This is a genomic window from Streptomyces sp. NPDC050658 (assembly GCF_044457025.1).
GTDB lineage: Bacteria > Actinomycetota > Actinomycetes > Streptomycetales > Streptomycetaceae > Streptomyces.
In genome coordinates, this window is sequence record NZ_JBITGM010000014.1 from 86,807 (window position 1) to 102,111 (window position 15,305).

A 15,305-nucleotide genomic window follows, 5' to 3' on the forward strand; every position below is an offset into this window, starting at 1 on the left:
TATACAGCCGGGCAAGGGACTCCTCATGATCCAGTTCGACACGGTCCACAAACGCTTCCCGAACGGCACCACCGCGGTCCACGACCTCAACCTGGAGATGCCCGAAGGCGGCGTCACCGTCCTCGTCGGATCTTCCGGTTGCGGCAAGACGACGACCCTCCGCATGATCAACCGGATGGTCGATCCGACCTCCGGGACCATCAGGGTGGGCGGCAAGGACGTCCTGGAACAGGACGCCGCCGAACTGCGCCGTTCCATCGGTTACGTCATCCAGCAGGCGGGACTCTTCCCGCACCGCACGGTCCTGGACAACATCGCCACCGTGCCGCTGCTGCTCGGCTGGGGCCGCCGGAAGGCACGAGCACGCGCGGCGGAACTCCTGGAGACGGTCGGCCTCGCCGCCGACGCCGGGAAGCGCTACCCGCACCAGCTCTCCGGCGGCCAGCAGCAGCGCGTCGGCGTGGCCCGCGCGCTCGCCGCCGATCCGCCGGTGCTGCTCATGGACGAGCCCTTCGGGGCCGTCGACCCGGTGGTCCGCACCCAGCTCCAGGACGAACTGCTGCGACTCCAGCGGGAGTTGAACAAGACCATCGTCTTCGTCACGCATGACATCGACGAGGCCGTACGGCTCGGCGACCGGATAGCCGTCTTCCGCACCGGCGGCCACCTCGTCCAGTGCGCGTCCCCCGCCGAGCTCCTGGCCCGCCCCGCCGACGACTTCGTCGCCGACTTCCTCGGCGCCGAACGCGGCCTCAAGCTGCTCTCCCTCAGCACCCTCGCCGGCGTCCCCCAGGGCCCCGCCCCCGAGGGCGGCCGCTGGACGCTGGCCGTGGACGCGGCCCGCAAGCCGCTGGCCTGGCGCGACACGGAGACCGAGGCGGAGACCCCCGTACGACCCCTGCGGGACACCGACTCGCTGCTCTCCGCGCTCAACGAGTCCATAGCCGCCCCCAGCGGCCTCGTCGCCCGCGTCGACACGAACGGCATCCTGACCGGCGTCACGTCCCGCGACGACATCCACGAGCACGCGGGGCACGCGCACACCGAGGCAAGCGCGGTCAAGGCATGACCGTCGACTGGTCGTGGATATCCGACCACTCCGGCGACCTCACCACCCTCACGCTGTCGCACCTCCAGGCCGCCCTGACCGCCGTACTCCTCGGACTGCTGATCTCGCTGCCGCTCGCCGTCGTCGCGCACCGCGTCAGGCCGCTGCGCGGGCTGCTGCTCGGCCTGTCGAACGTCCTGTTCACGATCCCGTCCATCGCGGTGTTCGTGCTGCTGCTCCCGGTCAGCGGGCTCACGCGGACGACGACCGTCATCGGGCTCACCATCTACACGCTCGTCGTGCTCCTGCGGAACACCGTCGAGGGCCTGGACTCCGTCCCCGCGAAGACGAAGGAGGCGGCCAAGGCCATGGGCACACGGCCGCTGCGCACCCTCCTCACCGTCGAACTCCCGCTCGCGCTCCCCGTGATCATGGCGGGGGTGCGGATCGCGACCGTCATGGCCATCTCCCTCGTGTCCGTGGCGACCTACATCGGCGACGGCGGACTCGGGCAGCTCTTCACGGACGGGTTCCAGCGCAACTTCCCCACCCCGGTGATCGTGGGCGTCGTCCTGACCCTGCTGCTCGCGCTCGCCGCGGACGCGCTGCTCGTCACCCTCCAGTACGCCCTGACCCCGTGGACCCGCCGCAAGAGGAGTGCGTGACATGTACGAACTCTTCAAGGACCTCGGCGCCTGGCTGGTCGGCGGCGAGCAGTGGGCCGGGCCCGACGGCATCGCGCACCGCCTCGCCGAGCACCTCCAGTACTCGCTGCTCGCCACGCTCATCGCGGCCGCCATCGCGCTGCCGGTCGGCCTGCTCATCGGGCACACCGGTCGCGGCGCGTTCCTCGCCATCAACCTGGCGAGCTTCGGGCGCGCGCTGCCCACCGTCGGCCTGGTGGTGCTGGTCTTCCTGGCCAGCGGGCTCTCCATGTGGCCCGTCTACATCGCGCTCGTCGCGCTCGCCGTGCCGTCCATCGTCACCAACACCTACGCGGGGATGACCGCGGTCGACCCGGAGGTGCGGGACGCCGCGCGGGGGCAGGGGATGCGCTGGCACCAGGTCCTGTTCCAGGTCGAACTCCCCCTCGCACTGCCGCTGATCATGACCGGCCTGCGGCTCGCCCTGATCCAGGTGGTGGCGACGGCCACCATCGCCGCGTACGTCTCCTTCGGCGGGCTCGGCCGGTACGTCTTCGACGGGCTCGCCCAGCGTGATCTGGTCCAAGTGCTCGGCGGTGCCGTGCTCGTGGCCGTCGTCGCCGTCGTCCTCGACCTCGCGCTCTCCGCACTGCAGCGCGCCCTCTTCCGCCACCGCCCCGCCAAGTCGGCCTAGGAGCAAGCCAGATGGCCCACATCAACCGCAGAACTCTCCTCGGCGGACTCTTCGCCGCCGCGTCCGTCCCCGCGCTCGCCGCGTGCAGCGGCGGCATCACCTCGCTCGACGGCCAGGGTGCCGGCGGCGGAGGCGGCGGCTCCAGCAAGAACGGCGTCACCATCGGCACCGCCAACTTCACCGAGAACCAGGTGCTCGGCTACCTCTACGCCGCCGCGCTCGAAGCGGAGGGCGTGAAGACGAACGTCCGCCCCAACCTCGGCACCCGCGAGATCCTCATCCCCGCGCTCAAGGGCGGCGACATCGATCTGCTGCCCGAGTACCAGGGCGCGCTCCTGCACTACCTCGACCCCAAGGCGACGGCCACCGAGGAGGGCGAGATGCAGAACGCCCTCGCCATGGCGTTGCCGCGCGGGCTGCAGATCCTGCCCTACGGGCGCGCCGAGGACTCCGACGCCTTCGCCGTCACGCGCGAGACCGCCGACGAGTACGGCCTCAAGTCCCTCGCCGATCTCGCGAAGCACAACGGGAAGCTCGTCATCGGCGCGGCGCCCGAGGTCAAGAAGCGCACGGTCGGCGCGGTCGGCCTCAAGGACGTCTACGGAGTCGAGTTCAAGGAGTTCAAGTCCCTTGATTCCTCGGGGCCCTTGGTGAAGGGCGCCCTGAAGAAGGGTGACGTGGACGTGGCGAACCTCTTCACCACCGACACCGACATCCAGGCCGAGAAGTGGGTCGTGCTCAGCGACCCCAAGAACCTGATCCCCGGCCAGCACGTCGTCCCGCTCATCGCCGACCGCAAGGCCGACTCGACGGTCCGCAAGGCGCTCGCCCGCCTCGGCGCCGCACTGACGACGAAGGAACTCACCGAGCTCAACCGCCTGGTGGACAAGGACAAGAAGGACCCGGAGGACGTCGCGAACGACTGGGCGGCGCGCCACGGACTCACCAAGAAGCAACCGAAGAAGTAGGGGAGTCGAGCGGCATGGCAGCTGAGGACCTGGTGGAGCGGCGCTCCATCGACGTCGTCCCCGACGACGAACGGCACGGCACCGCGTTCAGCCAGTTCACACTCTGGCTGGGCGCCAACCTGCAGATCACCGCGGTCGTCACCGGCGCGCTCGCCGTCGTCTTCGGCGGCGACGTGGTCTGGTCGATCGTGGGCCTGCTCCTGGGCAATGTGCTCGGCGGCGCGGTGATGGCCCTGCACTCGGCGCAGGGCCCGAAACTGGGCCTGCCCCAGATGATCCAGTCGCGCGCCCAGTTCGGCGTGAAGGGCGCGGTCGTCCCGCTGCTCCTGGTCATCGTGATGTACGTCGGATTCTTCGCGAGCGGCAGCGTCCTGGCCGGACAGGCCACGGCCGAGCTGACGCACACGAACGACACCACCGGCATCATCATCTTCGCGGTGGTCACGGCGGTGACGGCGGCGGTCGGCTACCGCGTCATCCACACGCTCGGCCGGATCGCGAGCGTGATCTGTGCGCTCGCCTTCGTCTACCTCGGCATCCGCCTCCTGGACCGCGTGGACCTGTCGGCACTCCTCTCCGACGCCCACTTCGACCTGCCGATGTTCCTGCTCGCCGTCTCCCTCTCGGCGTCCTGGCAGCTGGCCTTCGGTCCGTACGTCGCGGACTACTCGCGCTATCTGCCGCGTACGACGTCGGGGAAGGCCACCTTCTGGTGGACGCTGTCCGGCTCGGCGCTCGGCTCGCAGTGGTCGATGACGTTCGGCGTCCTGGTGGCGGCGAGCGCGGGCGAGGCCTTCCTCGCCAACCAGGTCGGGTACGTCGTGGGCCTGGGCGGCACGGGCCTGATCGCCTCGTTCCTGTACTTCGTGATCGCGCTGGGCAAGCTGACCATCAACGTGCTCAACACCTACGGCGGCTTCATGTCGATGGTGACGAGCATCAGCGGATTCCGGGGCCAGAAGGTCCTCTCCCCGCGCGGCAGGGCGGCGTACATCGCGCTGATCATGGTGGCGGGCACGGCGGTGGCGCTCCTCGGAAAGGACAGCTTCCTGACGTCCTTCAAGGACTTCCTGCTGTTCCTGCTGACGTTCTTCACGCCGTGGTCGGCGATCAACCTGGTCGACTACTACCTGATCTCGAAGGAGCGCTACGACATCCCGGCGCTCTCGGACCCGGCGGGGCGGTACGGCGCATGGCGCTGGGACGCGCTCTCCGTGTACGTCGTCGGGCTCCTCGCCCAGCTCCCGTTCCTGGTCACGCACTTCTACACCGGCCCGCTGGTGGAGCCGCTCGGCGGCGCGGACGTGTCGTGGATCGTGGGTCTGGTCGTCCCGGCGGTCCTGTACTGGCTCGTGGCCCGGCGCAATGCCCTAGGGGCTGACCCCGATGAGAATGGGGGGATAGCCCCACTGTCACAGGCGCCGGAACTCCGTACCGTGAAGGACTATGGAAGCCCGTGACGCCGAACTCAAGAAGGAACTCGACGCCACTCTGCACGCCCGCAGAGAGCTAGGCGAAGAGTATGAGTCCGCGCTGGTCGACTCGTTCCTCGAGAAGGTCGAGCAGCGCCTGGACGGCACGATAGACCGGCGCATGCGCCGGCACATGGCCGAGCAGCAGATGGTCGTCGCCCGCGGCTCCCGGGCGCCGGCCGACGCGGTGGACTCGTGGGGCGAGCGCTTCGGCTTCGGCATCGTCTCGCTGATCCTGGCGATCCCGCTCTCGGCGATCGGCGTGGTCAACGCCGACCTGCCGGGCCTCTTCGTGACGTGGGGCGGCATCGTCGGGGTGAACGCGGTGCATTCGATGCGCGGGATGCGCTTCGGCCGGCGCCGGGACCGGGGGCGGAATTCGGAGTGGGACGACTGAGCGTCCGCTTCCCCTGAGGTTCATGCGCGGGGACCGCCGCACCCCCGGTTGCCCAGGGGGCGGGACGACGGCGGTCCCCGCGAGGGACGCCGGCCGGGTCAGGACCCGGCCGCGTCCTGGCGTTCAGAGGTCCGGGAGCCGCTCCGGAGTTCCTGTACGCCGACAACCACCAATGTGCCGGAGCCGTGTTAAGCGGGTGCTGCGCGGACGTGTCGCGCTCGTACCACTTCCGCGAAGTCCGGACCACGGCACACCTGGTGGCCGCCCGCGGCTACTGCCCCTGCTGCGCCGCGAGGAAGGCCAGCAGGTCCTGACGGCTGACCACGCCGGTCGGCTTGCCCTCGACGAGGACGATCGCCGCGTCGGCGCCGCTGGACTCGCCGAGCACCGCCATCAGGTCGGCGACCGGCTCGCCCGAGCCGACCTGCGGCAGCGGGTCCGACATGTGCTTCTCCAGCGGGTCGCCGAGCGAGGCGCGCTGCGCGAACAGGGCGTCCAGGAGCTCGCGTTCGACGACCGAGCCGATGACCTCCGCCGCCATCACGTCGGGGTGGCCCGCGCCCGGCTTCACGATGGGCATCTGCGAGACGCCGTACTCACGCAGCACCTCGATGGCCTCGCCGACCGTCTCCTCCGGGTGCATATGAACGAGCGAGGGCAGCCGGCCGCCCTCCTTGCGGCTCAGTACGTCACCGACGCGAGGCTGGTCGCCGGCCTGCTCCAGGAACCCGTAGTCGTTCATCCACTCGTCGCTGAAGATCTTGCTCATGTAGCCGCGCCCGGAGTCGGGCAGAAGAACGACCACCACGTCATCGGGGCCGAGCCGCTCCGCGACCCGCAGCGCCGCCACGACGGCCATGCCGCAGGACCCGCCGACGAGGAGCCCCTCCTCCTTGGCGAGCCGCCGCGTCATCTGGAAGGAGTCCTTGTCGGACACGGCGACGATCTCGTCGGTCACATTGCGGTCGTACGCCGTCGGCCAGAAGTCCTCGCCGACGCCCTCGACGAGGTAGGGCCGCCCGGAGCCGCCGGAGTACACGGAACCCTCGGGGTCGGCGCCGACGATCTTGACCTTGCCCTTCGAGATCTCCTTCAGATAGCCGCCCGTACCGGAGATGGTGCCGCCGGTGCCGATGCCCGCCACGAAATGGGTGATCTTCCCTTCCGTCTGCTCCCACAGCTCAGGGCCGGTGGAGTGGTAGTGGGAGAGCGGATTGTTCGGGTTGGAGTACTGGTCGGGCTTCCAGGCGCCGGGCGTCTCGCGCACCAGGCGGTCGGAGACGTTGTAGTAGGAGTCCGGGTGCTCAGGGTCGACGGCGGTGGGGCAGACGACGACATCGGCCCCGTACGCCCGCAGCACATTGATCTTGTCGAGGGAAACCTTGTCCGGGCAGACGAAGATGCACTTGTAACCCTTCTGCTGGGCCACGATGGCGAGCCCGACCCCGGTGTTTCCGGAGGTCGGCTCGACAATCGTCCCGCCGGGCTTGAGCTCCCCGCTCTGCTCGGCCGCCTCGATCATGCGCAGCGCGATGCGGTCCTTCACCGAACCACCGGGGTTGAAGTACTCGACCTTGGCCAGGACGGTCGCCTGGATGCCCGCGGTCACGTTGTTGAGCCTCACCAGCGGGGTGTTGCCGACGAGACTGATCATCGAGTCGTGGAATTGCACCGTTGTCTCCGGGCTGCGATGTAGTGCGACGAATGGGTGTCGTCAGCCTAAGGCTCCCCTTCGGCTCCCGTTCAGTCGTTCACCTCCGCGAGCGATTGGCCGACCGTCCCTACGGGGCAATGAGTTGATGTAGGGCGGTATGGCTACGAGGAGGTGGCTGCAGGGCATGTCGAGGGCGAGGGTGGCGCGGCGGATCGCCGCGGGCGCGGCGTACGGCGGCGGAGGCATCGGGCTGCTCGGGGCGGCGACCGTGGGAGTGGTCCTCGCCGAGGTGCAGCTGGCGAAGCGGTCGGTGGGCAACAACGGGGAGCATGCGGCGCCGCCGGTGGCCGACGGGCGGTACGGCGGGGCGTTCGCGGACCGGCCGGACTGCGCCGAGCCCTTGCGCTTCGCGATGCTCGGGGATTCGACGGCGGCGGGGCAGGGGGTGCACCGGGCCCGGCAGACACCGGCCGCGCTGCTGGCCTCGGGGCTCGCGGCGGTGGCGGAGCGCCCGGTGGAGCTGCGGAACGTGGCGCAGCCGGGGGCCCAGTCGGACGACCTGGACCGCCAGGTGACGCTGATCCTCTCCGACCCGTCCTGGGTCCCGGACGTCTGCGTCGTCATGATCGGCGCGAACGACGTGACGCACCGGATGCCGGCGACGCGTTCGGTCCGCTGTCTGGCGGCGGCGGTGCGGCGGCTTCGTACGGTCGGGGCGGAGGTGGTCGTGGGCACGTGCCCGGACCTCGGCACGGTCGAGAACGTCTACCAGCCCCTGCGCTGGATGGCACGACGGGTGTCACGCCAGCTGGCCGCCGCGCAGACGATCGGCGTCGTGGAACAGGGCGGCCGAACGGTCTCCCTGGGCGACCTCCTGGGCCCCGAGTTCGCGGCGAACCCGCGGGAACTGTTCGGCCCGGACAACTACCACCCCTCGGCGGAGGGGTACGCGACGGCGGCGATGGCGGTACTCCCGACCCTGTGCGCGGCGCTGGGCCTGTGGCCGGAGGAGGAGCGCCCCGACGTCTCCCGCCACGAGGGCTTCCTGCCGGTGGCCCGGGCAGCGGCACAGGCGGCTTCGGAGGGCGGCACGGAGGTCGCCGCCGCGATGCCTACGGGGCCCAGGGGGCCCTGGGCCCTCCTCAAGCGCAGGCGGCGCCGCCGGATCCATGCCCCGGACCCATCGCCGCTGCCGAACTAAGGGCCGTTGCGTCATCTGCGGGCCGCCTGTGGCTGATCGCGCAGTTCCCCGCGCCCCTGAAGGGGCGCCCACCGCCTGCGCCCCTGGAAGGGGCGCGGGGAACTGCGCGACAAGCCCCCACCGACCCGCAGACAGAAACCGCCCCTCCCCGCCCAAGGCGCCCCCGCCAGAAAAAGCAAGCGCTTAGTAAAATGCGGCCCGCATCACACGCCCAGCCCGATGACCTTCGCAGTACGTACAGGTAACTTCCCAAGGAGTCCGCCCAGCCGCCAGCCGCCGCCCGCCAAGGGCGCCCGCGCCCTCGCCAGGAGTCCGTGATGCCCGAAGCCGTGATCGTCTCTGCCGCCCGCACCCCGATCGGCCGCGCCTTCAAGGGCTCGCTGAAGGATCTGCGGCCCGACGACCTGACCGCCACCATCGTCCAGGCCGCCCTCGCCAAGGTCCCCGAGCTCGACCCCAAGGACATCGACGACCTGATGCTCGGCTGCGGTCTGCCCGGCGGGGAGCAGGGGCACAACCTCGGCCGCATCGTCGCCGTACAGATGGGGATGGACCACCTCCCGGGCTGCACCATCACCCGGTACTGCTCCTCCTCGCTGCAGACCTCCCGCATGGCCCTGCACGCCATCAAGGCGGGCGAGGGCGACGTCTTCATCTCGGCGGGCGTCGAGATGGTCTCCCGCAGCATCAAGGGCTCCAGCGACGGGCTGCCCGACACGCACAACCCCCTCTTCGCCGACGCCGAGGCCCGCACCGAGGCCGTCTCCAAGTCCGAGGGCTCCACCTGGCACGACCCGCGCGAGGACGGGCTCATCCCCGACGCCTACATCGCCATGGGGCAGACCGCCGAGAACCTCGCCCGCGCCAAGGGCGTCACCCGCCAGGACATGGACGAGTTCGGCGTCCGCTCGCAGAACCTCGCCGAGGAAGCCATCAAGAACGGCTTCTGGGAGCGCGAGATCACCCCGGTCACCACCCCCGACGGCACGGTCGTCAGCAAGGACGACGGCCCGCGCGCCGGCGTGACCATGGAGGGCGTCGAGGGTCTGAAGCCCGTCTTCCGCCCCGACGGCCTCGTCACCGCCGGCAACTGCTGCCCGCTCAACGACGGCGCCGCCGCCCTGGTGATCATGAGCGACACCAAGGCCCGCGAGCTCGGCCTGACCCCGCTCGCCCGCATCGTCTCCACCGGCGTCACCGGCCTCTCCCCCGAGATCATGGGCCTCGGCCCGGTCGAGGCGAGCAAGCAGGCCCTCAAGCGGGCCGGTCTGACCGTCGACGACATCGACCTCTTCGAGATCAACGAGGCCTTCGCCGCCCAGGTGATCCCCTCCTACCGTGACCTGAACATCCCGCTCGACAAGCTGAACGTGAACGGTGGCGCCATCGCCGTCGGCCACCCCTTCGGCATGACCGGCGCCCGCATCACCGGCACGCTCATCAACTCCCTCCAGTTCCACGACAAGCAGTTCGGCCTGGAGACGATGTGCGTCGGCGGCGGCCAGGGCATGGCCATGGTCATCGAGCGCCTCAGCTGACCGGAAGCCGACCGGAGCGGGCCCAGCGCCTCAGCCGGCCGCGTACGCCCCGGTGAGGGGCGCACACCCCATGCGCCCCTCACACCTCCACTGATTCGTGACTCAATCTCCCCCAGGATGTGACCTATCTCCTGGGGGAGATGCATATGCCCAGGTCAGCGCGGATCTATGGATAAACACCGGGCCGAAAGACCTGTCCAATTCGTGACGTAATGCACTGACAGGTGGATCGTGCAGGCTTCAAGCTGATGTAGGAAGTCGGGGGTCGACTTGAAACCGGGAGTACGTCAGTGAGCGCCATGCCTCTTGCCCTGCTGCTCTCCACGGCTGCCGCCACGGCCGTGGGCGCCGCCGCCCTGCACGCCGTGCACGGGCTGCGGAAGCAGATAACGGCCCTGCGCACCGAGCTGGCCCAGAGCCAGGCCGCGACGGGGCACCCCACCGTGCCCGCAGCCCGCAGCACCGCGGACGCCGACGAGATACGCGCGGCCGTGGCCGACGCCCTCGCCGAGGAGCGGGAGCGCGAGCTGGCCGAGGCGCGGGCCTTCTGGGCCGCCCAGGAAGCCCGTGACGCGTCGGACGCGCCGTCGCTGCTCAGCGGCCTGCCCGGCCTCTCCGACATGGCGGACGAGCTGTTCCTGCCCCGCCAGGCGGACCTCGCCGGCCTCGAGTCGGACAGTCTGGAGCCGGTGATCGAGCCGTTCGCCGAGCCCGCCGACGAGTTCGCGGGCGACTCCCCCGAGCTGGCCGCGGCCCGCCGCCGCCACCCCTCGCACCCGGACTTCGTACCGGTCCAGACGCCCCACCCGGACGGCGCCGGTGACCACGAGCGCACCGTCGCCTGCCTGGAGGAGCTGGCCGGCGCCCGCACCGCGCTCGCCGACGTCCGCCCCGGCCCGCTGGGCACCCTTGACGTCTACGTCTTCGCGGACGGTACGACCCTCTGCATGACGCCGGGCCACCGCGAGACCGCGGAGCAGCTCGCAGACGCCCTGCGCGACGGCCACACGCCGGTCCTGCTCGGCGGCTCCGGAGTCTCCGGCGCCTACGCGCTGACCTTCGAGTGCGGCACGGAGAACATCTACATCCTGGCGGACCGCGTCATCGCCTCGGTCTGACCGTCCGACCGAGGCGGGGCGCCGGGGCGCTCACACCCCGAACGCCCCCCACGCCCCTCACACCCCCGCGCGCTTCTGCGCCTTCTCCACCAGCGTCAGCGCCTCCGCCAGCTGGCGCTCGTCGTCCAGTACGAGGGCCAAGTCCCGCCCCGCGACAGTGATCTGGTCGGCCGCCGCGAACATCCCGGCGTCCGGCATCTCCCGCGGCTCGGCGTCCGGCACCTCCACCCGTTGCGCCCACGCCGCCAACTCCCTGGCCAGAGCGAGCGCTTCGGCTGCCGCCCCCCGCTGCAGGCGACTCTGCGGGGCGGCCCGCAACCGGTCGGCGAAATGGTCCACTGCGGCCGTCAAAGGCGTCGTATCAAGCACCTGGCGACCTTATGCGCCGGGACGGGACTGTTGCCAACGCCCCAACGCTCAGGCACGGTGTCGTGAAGGACGGAACACATCGCGACGCGTCCGGAGGCGCCGATGTCCCAAGTCTTCTCCGAGGAGACCCACCGCAATCTGCTCGCCCGCATCCCCCACTGCACCGGTCGTGAAGTCTCCGACTGGCTTCGCGCCGTAGACGAAGGCCCTTCCCTCTTCCGCTTCGAGGAGAAGGTCAGCTGGCTCCGCGCGGAGCACAACCTCGCGTACGGGCACGCCAAGGCAATCATTCACGAGTACGACTTGCGGCGGGCCGCGCGCAAGCTGCTCTGATCCCTCCTGTCCCCCTCACACACAGCACACACACGGCACTCATACGGCACTCATACGGCGAAGGGCCCCGCGGAACAGCTGTTCCGCGGGGCCCTTCGGTGTCTGCCGGTTGACGGTCAGTCGCTGCTCAGGATGGAGATCAGACGCAGGAACTCCAGGTAGATCCAGACCAGCGTCATCGTCAGACCGAACGCCGCGAGCCAGGCCTCCTCCTTCGGAGCGCCGTACGCGATGCCGTCCTCGACCTGCTTGAAGTCCAGGGCCAGGAAGCAGGCGCCGAGCAGGATGCCGACGATGCCGAAGACGATGCCGAGGCCGCCGCTGCGGAAGCCGAGGCCGTCACCGCCGCCGAAGACCATGAACAGCAGGTTCACGGCGGTCAGCAGCAGGAAGCCCATCGCCGCGGCCATCACGAAGCCGTAGAAGCGACGGTTGACCCGGATCCAGCCCGCCTTGTAGGCGATGAGTACGCCGATGAAGACGGCCATCGTGCCGAGCACGGCCTGCATGGCCGCGCCGCTCGCGATGCGGTTGTCGACGACGCTCGAGATGACGCCGAGGAAGACACCCTCCAGCGCCGCGTACGTCAGGATCAGCGCGGGCGAGGCCTTGCGCTTGAAGGCCTGGACGAGGCCGAGCACCATCGCGATGAGGCCTGCGCCGATCGCGATGCCGTAGGACTTGCTGATGTTGGCGTCGTCCACTGGCAGCAGCGCCCAGGCGAGCGCGGCCGTGACGACCAGCGTGCCGAGCGTGGTGGCCGTACGCATGACGACGTCGTCCATCGTCATGCGGCCCGCGGTGGTTACGGGCGCCTGGGGCGCGCCGTGCTGCAGGTCCTGCTGAGCGTACGGATTCGTCGCGTACGGATTGGTCGGGGCCTGCTGGCCCGCGGCGTAGGGATTGCCCTGCGCGTAAGGGTTGCCCTGCTGGGTCTGCGTCCCGCCCGCGGGTCCCCCGGCCTGCGGCTGCGTGCCGAAGCCCGCGTAGCCGTTGTCGCGGCTGAACCCCCGTCGCGAGAAGACCGGGTTGCTGCTCCTCATCTCACTCCTCCATGGCCACCGAGTGTGGCTTTGGCTCAAGAGTAATGCGTAGGCAAAAGCAAGGCGCTAGTGCTTGGGGAGGATCTTTCCCTCCCTGTGACCGAGAACGTCCGGCGCGGGGGTCTCTGTTCCCGCCATGGCCGGGATTCGGCGGCTCCTCCGGACGAGTGGCACCAGCGAGATCGCGACGGCCCCCAGCACGGCGGCCACGGCGAACGTCGTGAAGCCGAGGGAGGCGTTGCCGCCGGAGACGACGGCGCCGCCCAGCCACGGTCCGACGACCGCGCCGGTGCGTCCGACGCCGGTGATCCAGCCGAGGCCCGTGGCGCGCTGGGCCGGCGTGTAGACCGAGGGGGCCGAGGCGTAGACCATGACCTGCGCCGAGAAGAGCCAGATGCCGGTGACGAAGACGATCGCGTACGCGACACCCAGCGGCAGCTGCGCCTTGAGCAGGAAGGCGCCGCACGCGGTGAGCAGGAACCAGATCGCGGAGATCCGCACCGCGCCGAACTTGTCGGCGGCCCGCCCCGCGATCAGCATGCCGACGATGCCGCCCGCGTTGATCACCATGAGGAAGGTGACGGAGGAGGAGAGCGAGTAGCCGGAGGCCCGCATCAGCTCGGGGAGCCAGGTGGAGACTCCGTAGACGAGGAGAAGCCCGGCGAAGGACGCGATCCACAGGAGCGGGGTGGCCAGGCGCTGCCCCGGCGTGAAGAGCGACGCCACGGCGGAGAAGCGGCCCTTGGCCCCGGCCTCAGGCGCCTCCGCGAGGGTCGGCGACGGCAGCAGATAGCGGGCGGCCACCGCCTCGGCCTCGCTCACCCGCCCCTTGTTCAGGAGCACGCCCGGCGACTCCGGCAGCCACTTCAGTACGAGGGGCACGGCGACGACCGCCGGGATCACCCCCGCCCAGAAGACGACGCGCCAGCCGTGGTCGGGCCCGAGCCAGAGGCCGAGGCCCGTGGCCGCCATGCCGCCCGCGTGGTACGAGGTCATCATCAGGCCGGTGGCGAGCGCGGCCCTGCGCCGCGGCGCGAACTCGGCGACGATCGCGAGGCTGATCGGCATCAGGCCGCCGAGGCCGAGCCCGGCGATGAACCGTCCGGTGCCGAACACGGCGGCGCTCGGCGCGAGCGCGCAGACCGCGGAGCCCAGCGAGAACAGCACGACGCTGCCGGTGACCATCGGCTTGCGGCCGAGCCAGTCGGTGAGCGTGCCGCAGCCGAGGGCGCCGATCAGCATGCCGAAGGTGGTCCAGGAGCCGATGGTGCCGGCGGTCGACGGGGTGAAGCCGAAGCCCTTGTCGTCGATGAGGTGCGGCATCACGGCGCCGTAGATGTTGACGTCCATGCCGTCGAAGAAGACGACGAGCCAGCACAGGGCTATGACGGGGGCGACAGATCTGAAGGTGCGCTCGGGGGCGGTGCCCTGGGGAGCGGTCACGGGGCTCTCACTTCTCTGTGGGACCAGGTGGGGACGTTTCAGGGGTGCGGCGGGACGGGCTCAGTCGAGGGGGAAGCCGGTGTAGCCCTCCGCGAGGTCGGTCTCGGCCGCGCGGGAGGTGGTGACGCGGTCCAGCTGCGCGAGCCGGATGCGGTCGTCGAAGGGGGTGGCGTCGGGCGCGCGGTGCAGCATCGTCGTCATCGCGTACGAGAAGCGCTCGGCCTGCCAGACGCGGCGCAGACAGGTCTGTGAGTACGCCTCCAGGCGGGCGTCGGAGCCGGTCTCGCGGAGTTCGGCGAGCGCGCGGGCGAAGGTGACGACGTCGCCGACGGCGAGGTTGAGGCCCTTGGCGCCGGTGGGCGGGACGATGTGGGCGGCGTCCCCGGCGAGGAAGACGCTGCCGTGCCGCATCGGCTCGTGGACGTAACTGCGCATCGGGGTCACGGACTTGGCGGTGATGGGCCCGCGCTTCAGGGTCCAGGAGCGGTCGTCCGTCTCCAGGCGGCGGTCCAGCTCGTCCCAGATCTCGTCGTCGCTCCAGTCGGCGGCGTCCGTCCCGGCCGGAACCTGGAGGTACGCGCGCGTGACGGTGGGCGACCTCATGGAGAGCAGCGCGAAACCGCGGTCGTGGCGGGCGTAGACCAGTTCGTCGTGCGAGGGCGGCACATCGGCGAGGATGCCGAGCCAGCCGAAGGGGTACGTGCGCTCGAAGACCCGGGAGACGTCGGCGGGGACCGCCTTGCGGGCCACGCCCCAGGAGCCGTCGCAGCCCACTACGTAGTCGCACTCCAGGACGTCCTCGCGGCCCTGGTGGCGGAAGCGGATGCTGGGGTGATCGGTATCGGCGCCCTCTACGGAGAGGGCCTCCGCCTCGAAGAGCAGCGGGCCGCCCGCCGCGAGCTGGAGGGCTATGAGGTCCTTGCAGACCTCGGTCTGGGCGTAGACCATCACGGACCGGCCGCCGGTGAGCGCGGGGAAGTCGACGCGGTGCCTGCGGCGGTCGAAGCGCAGCTCGATGCCGTCGTGCGGGATGCCCTCGCGGTCCATGCGGGCGGCGACACCGGCCTCGCGCAGGACGTCGACGGTGCCCTGCTCCAGGATTCCGGCGCGCTGGCGCTGCTCCACGTAGGCGCGGTCCCGGCTCTCCAGGACGACGGAATCGATGCCGGCGTTGTGCAGCAGGCGGGCCAGGAGCAGGCCCGCGGGTCCGGCTCCGATGATTCCGACGGTGGTGCGCATCGATCGATCCCTTCGCTCCCGAACGCGCTCACCCGAACTCGACTTGTTCGCCTGGTGAACTTTCGTTCATAATGTGCTGACGGGAGTCTCCGACCGGACCCAGCGGCTGTCAACGGTTTCGGGGCGCCCTTTTCCACCTGTGCG

General features: G+C 70.4%; 15 protein-coding genes. 10 read left to right on the forward strand and 5 right to left on the reverse strand.

Going from position 1 to position 15,305, the window contains the following annotated elements:
• The first annotated feature begins 25 nt into the window (after window positions 1–25).
• From ACIBKX_RS35820 to ACIBKX_RS35845, 6 genes are read left to right on the forward strand one after another with little or no spacing between them, the layout of a single operon-like run.
• Complete coding sequence (locus ACIBKX_RS35820) at window positions 26–1,069, forward strand: ABC transporter ATP-binding protein (RefSeq protein WP_363277980.1); 1,044 nt, start codon at window positions 26–28, stop codon at window positions 1,067–1,069.
• Complete coding sequence (locus ACIBKX_RS35825) at window positions 1,066–1,713, forward strand: ABC transporter permease (RefSeq protein WP_363277981.1); 648 nt, start codon at window positions 1,066–1,068, stop codon at window positions 1,711–1,713. The genes ACIBKX_RS35820 and ACIBKX_RS35825 overlap by 4 nt, the downstream gene beginning before the upstream one ends.
• Before the next feature lies 1 nt (window position 1,714).
• Window positions 1,715–2,386, forward strand: coding sequence for an ABC transporter permease (locus ACIBKX_RS35830; RefSeq protein WP_363277982.1), 672 nt, complete (start codon window positions 1,715–1,717; stop codon window positions 2,384–2,386).
• Between the two features lie 20 nt (window positions 2,387–2,406).
• Window positions 2,407–3,354 (forward strand): ABC transporter substrate-binding protein, encoded by a 948-nt coding sequence (locus ACIBKX_RS35835; RefSeq protein ID WP_363277987.1) that lies wholly within the window; start codon window positions 2,407–2,409, stop codon window positions 3,352–3,354.
• A gap of 14 nt (window positions 3,355–3,368) precedes the next feature.
• Window positions 3,369–4,814 (forward strand): cytosine permease, encoded by a 1,446-nt coding sequence (locus ACIBKX_RS35840; protein ID WP_363277983.1) that lies wholly within the window; start codon window positions 3,369–3,371, stop codon window positions 4,812–4,814.
• Complete coding sequence (locus ACIBKX_RS35845) at window positions 4,801–5,223, forward strand: hypothetical protein (RefSeq protein ID WP_363277984.1); 423 nt, start codon at window positions 4,801–4,803, stop codon at window positions 5,221–5,223. The genes ACIBKX_RS35840 and ACIBKX_RS35845 overlap by 14 nt, the downstream gene beginning before the upstream one ends.
• A gap of 271 nt (window positions 5,224–5,494) precedes the next feature.
• On the opposite strand, the gene ACIBKX_RS35850 is transcribed toward ACIBKX_RS35845, so the two are convergent.
• On the reverse strand, window positions 5,495–6,895 hold the full coding sequence (locus ACIBKX_RS35850) for a cystathionine beta-synthase (RefSeq protein WP_363277985.1): 1,401 nt from the start codon (window positions 6,893–6,895) through the stop codon (window positions 5,495–5,497).
• Window positions 6,896–7,076: 181 nt separating this feature from the next.
• Between ACIBKX_RS35850 and ACIBKX_RS35855 the strand changes: the two genes are divergently transcribed.
• From ACIBKX_RS35855 to ACIBKX_RS35865, 3 genes are all read left to right on the forward strand, one after another.
• Window positions 7,077–8,078 carry an SGNH/GDSL hydrolase family protein gene (locus tag ACIBKX_RS35855; RefSeq protein ID WP_399377036.1) on the forward strand — a complete coding sequence of 334 codons (1,002 nt, stop codon included), beginning with the start codon at window positions 7,077–7,079 and terminating at the stop codon, window positions 8,076–8,078.
• A gap of 317 nt (window positions 8,079–8,395) precedes the next feature.
• Window positions 8,396–9,616 carry an acetyl-CoA C-acetyltransferase gene (locus ACIBKX_RS35860; RefSeq protein ID WP_363270118.1) on the forward strand — a complete coding sequence of 407 codons (1,221 nt, stop codon included), beginning with the start codon at window positions 8,396–8,398 and terminating at the stop codon, window positions 9,614–9,616.
• A 299-nt stretch (window positions 9,617–9,915) separates the two neighbouring features.
• Window positions 9,916–10,734, forward strand: a complete 819-nt coding sequence (locus tag ACIBKX_RS35865; protein ID WP_363270149.1) for a hypothetical protein — start codon at window positions 9,916–9,918, stop codon at window positions 10,732–10,734.
• 57 nt (window positions 10,735–10,791) lie between these two features.
• Here ACIBKX_RS35865 and ACIBKX_RS35870 read toward each other — a convergent pair whose 3' ends face one another.
• Complete coding sequence (locus ACIBKX_RS35870) at window positions 10,792–11,073, reverse strand: hypothetical protein (protein ID WP_363270148.1); 282 nt, start codon at window positions 11,071–11,073, stop codon at window positions 10,792–10,794.
• Window positions 11,074–11,205: 132 nt separating this feature from the next.
• On the opposite strand from ACIBKX_RS35870, the gene ACIBKX_RS35875 reads away from it, so the two are divergent.
• Window positions 11,206–11,436, forward strand: coding sequence for a DUF4287 domain-containing protein (locus tag ACIBKX_RS35875; RefSeq protein ID WP_356262997.1), 231 nt, complete (start codon window positions 11,206–11,208; stop codon window positions 11,434–11,436).
• A 116-nt stretch (window positions 11,437–11,552) separates the two neighbouring features.
• Here the strand turns inward: ACIBKX_RS35875 and ACIBKX_RS35880 are convergent, their stop codons facing one another.
• The 3 genes from ACIBKX_RS35880 to ACIBKX_RS35890 all read right to left on the reverse strand — a co-directional run bounded on the left by ACIBKX_RS35880 (window position 11,553) and on the right by ACIBKX_RS35890 (window position 15,161).
• Entirely contained in the window at window positions 11,553–12,479 is a 927-nt protein-coding gene (locus tag ACIBKX_RS35880) for a Bax inhibitor-1/YccA family protein (protein WP_363270117.1), read from the reverse strand.
• A 66-nt stretch (window positions 12,480–12,545) separates the two neighbouring features.
• Window positions 12,546–13,922 (reverse strand): MFS transporter, encoded by a 1,377-nt coding sequence (locus tag ACIBKX_RS35885; RefSeq protein WP_363270116.1) that lies wholly within the window; start codon window positions 13,920–13,922, stop codon window positions 12,546–12,548.
• A 60-nt stretch (window positions 13,923–13,982) separates the two neighbouring features.
• Window positions 13,983–15,161 (reverse strand): 4-hydroxybenzoate 3-monooxygenase, encoded by a 1,179-nt coding sequence (locus ACIBKX_RS35890; RefSeq protein ID WP_363270115.1) that lies wholly within the window; start codon window positions 15,159–15,161, stop codon window positions 13,983–13,985.
• Between the last annotated feature and the right edge of the window lie 144 nt (window positions 15,162–15,305).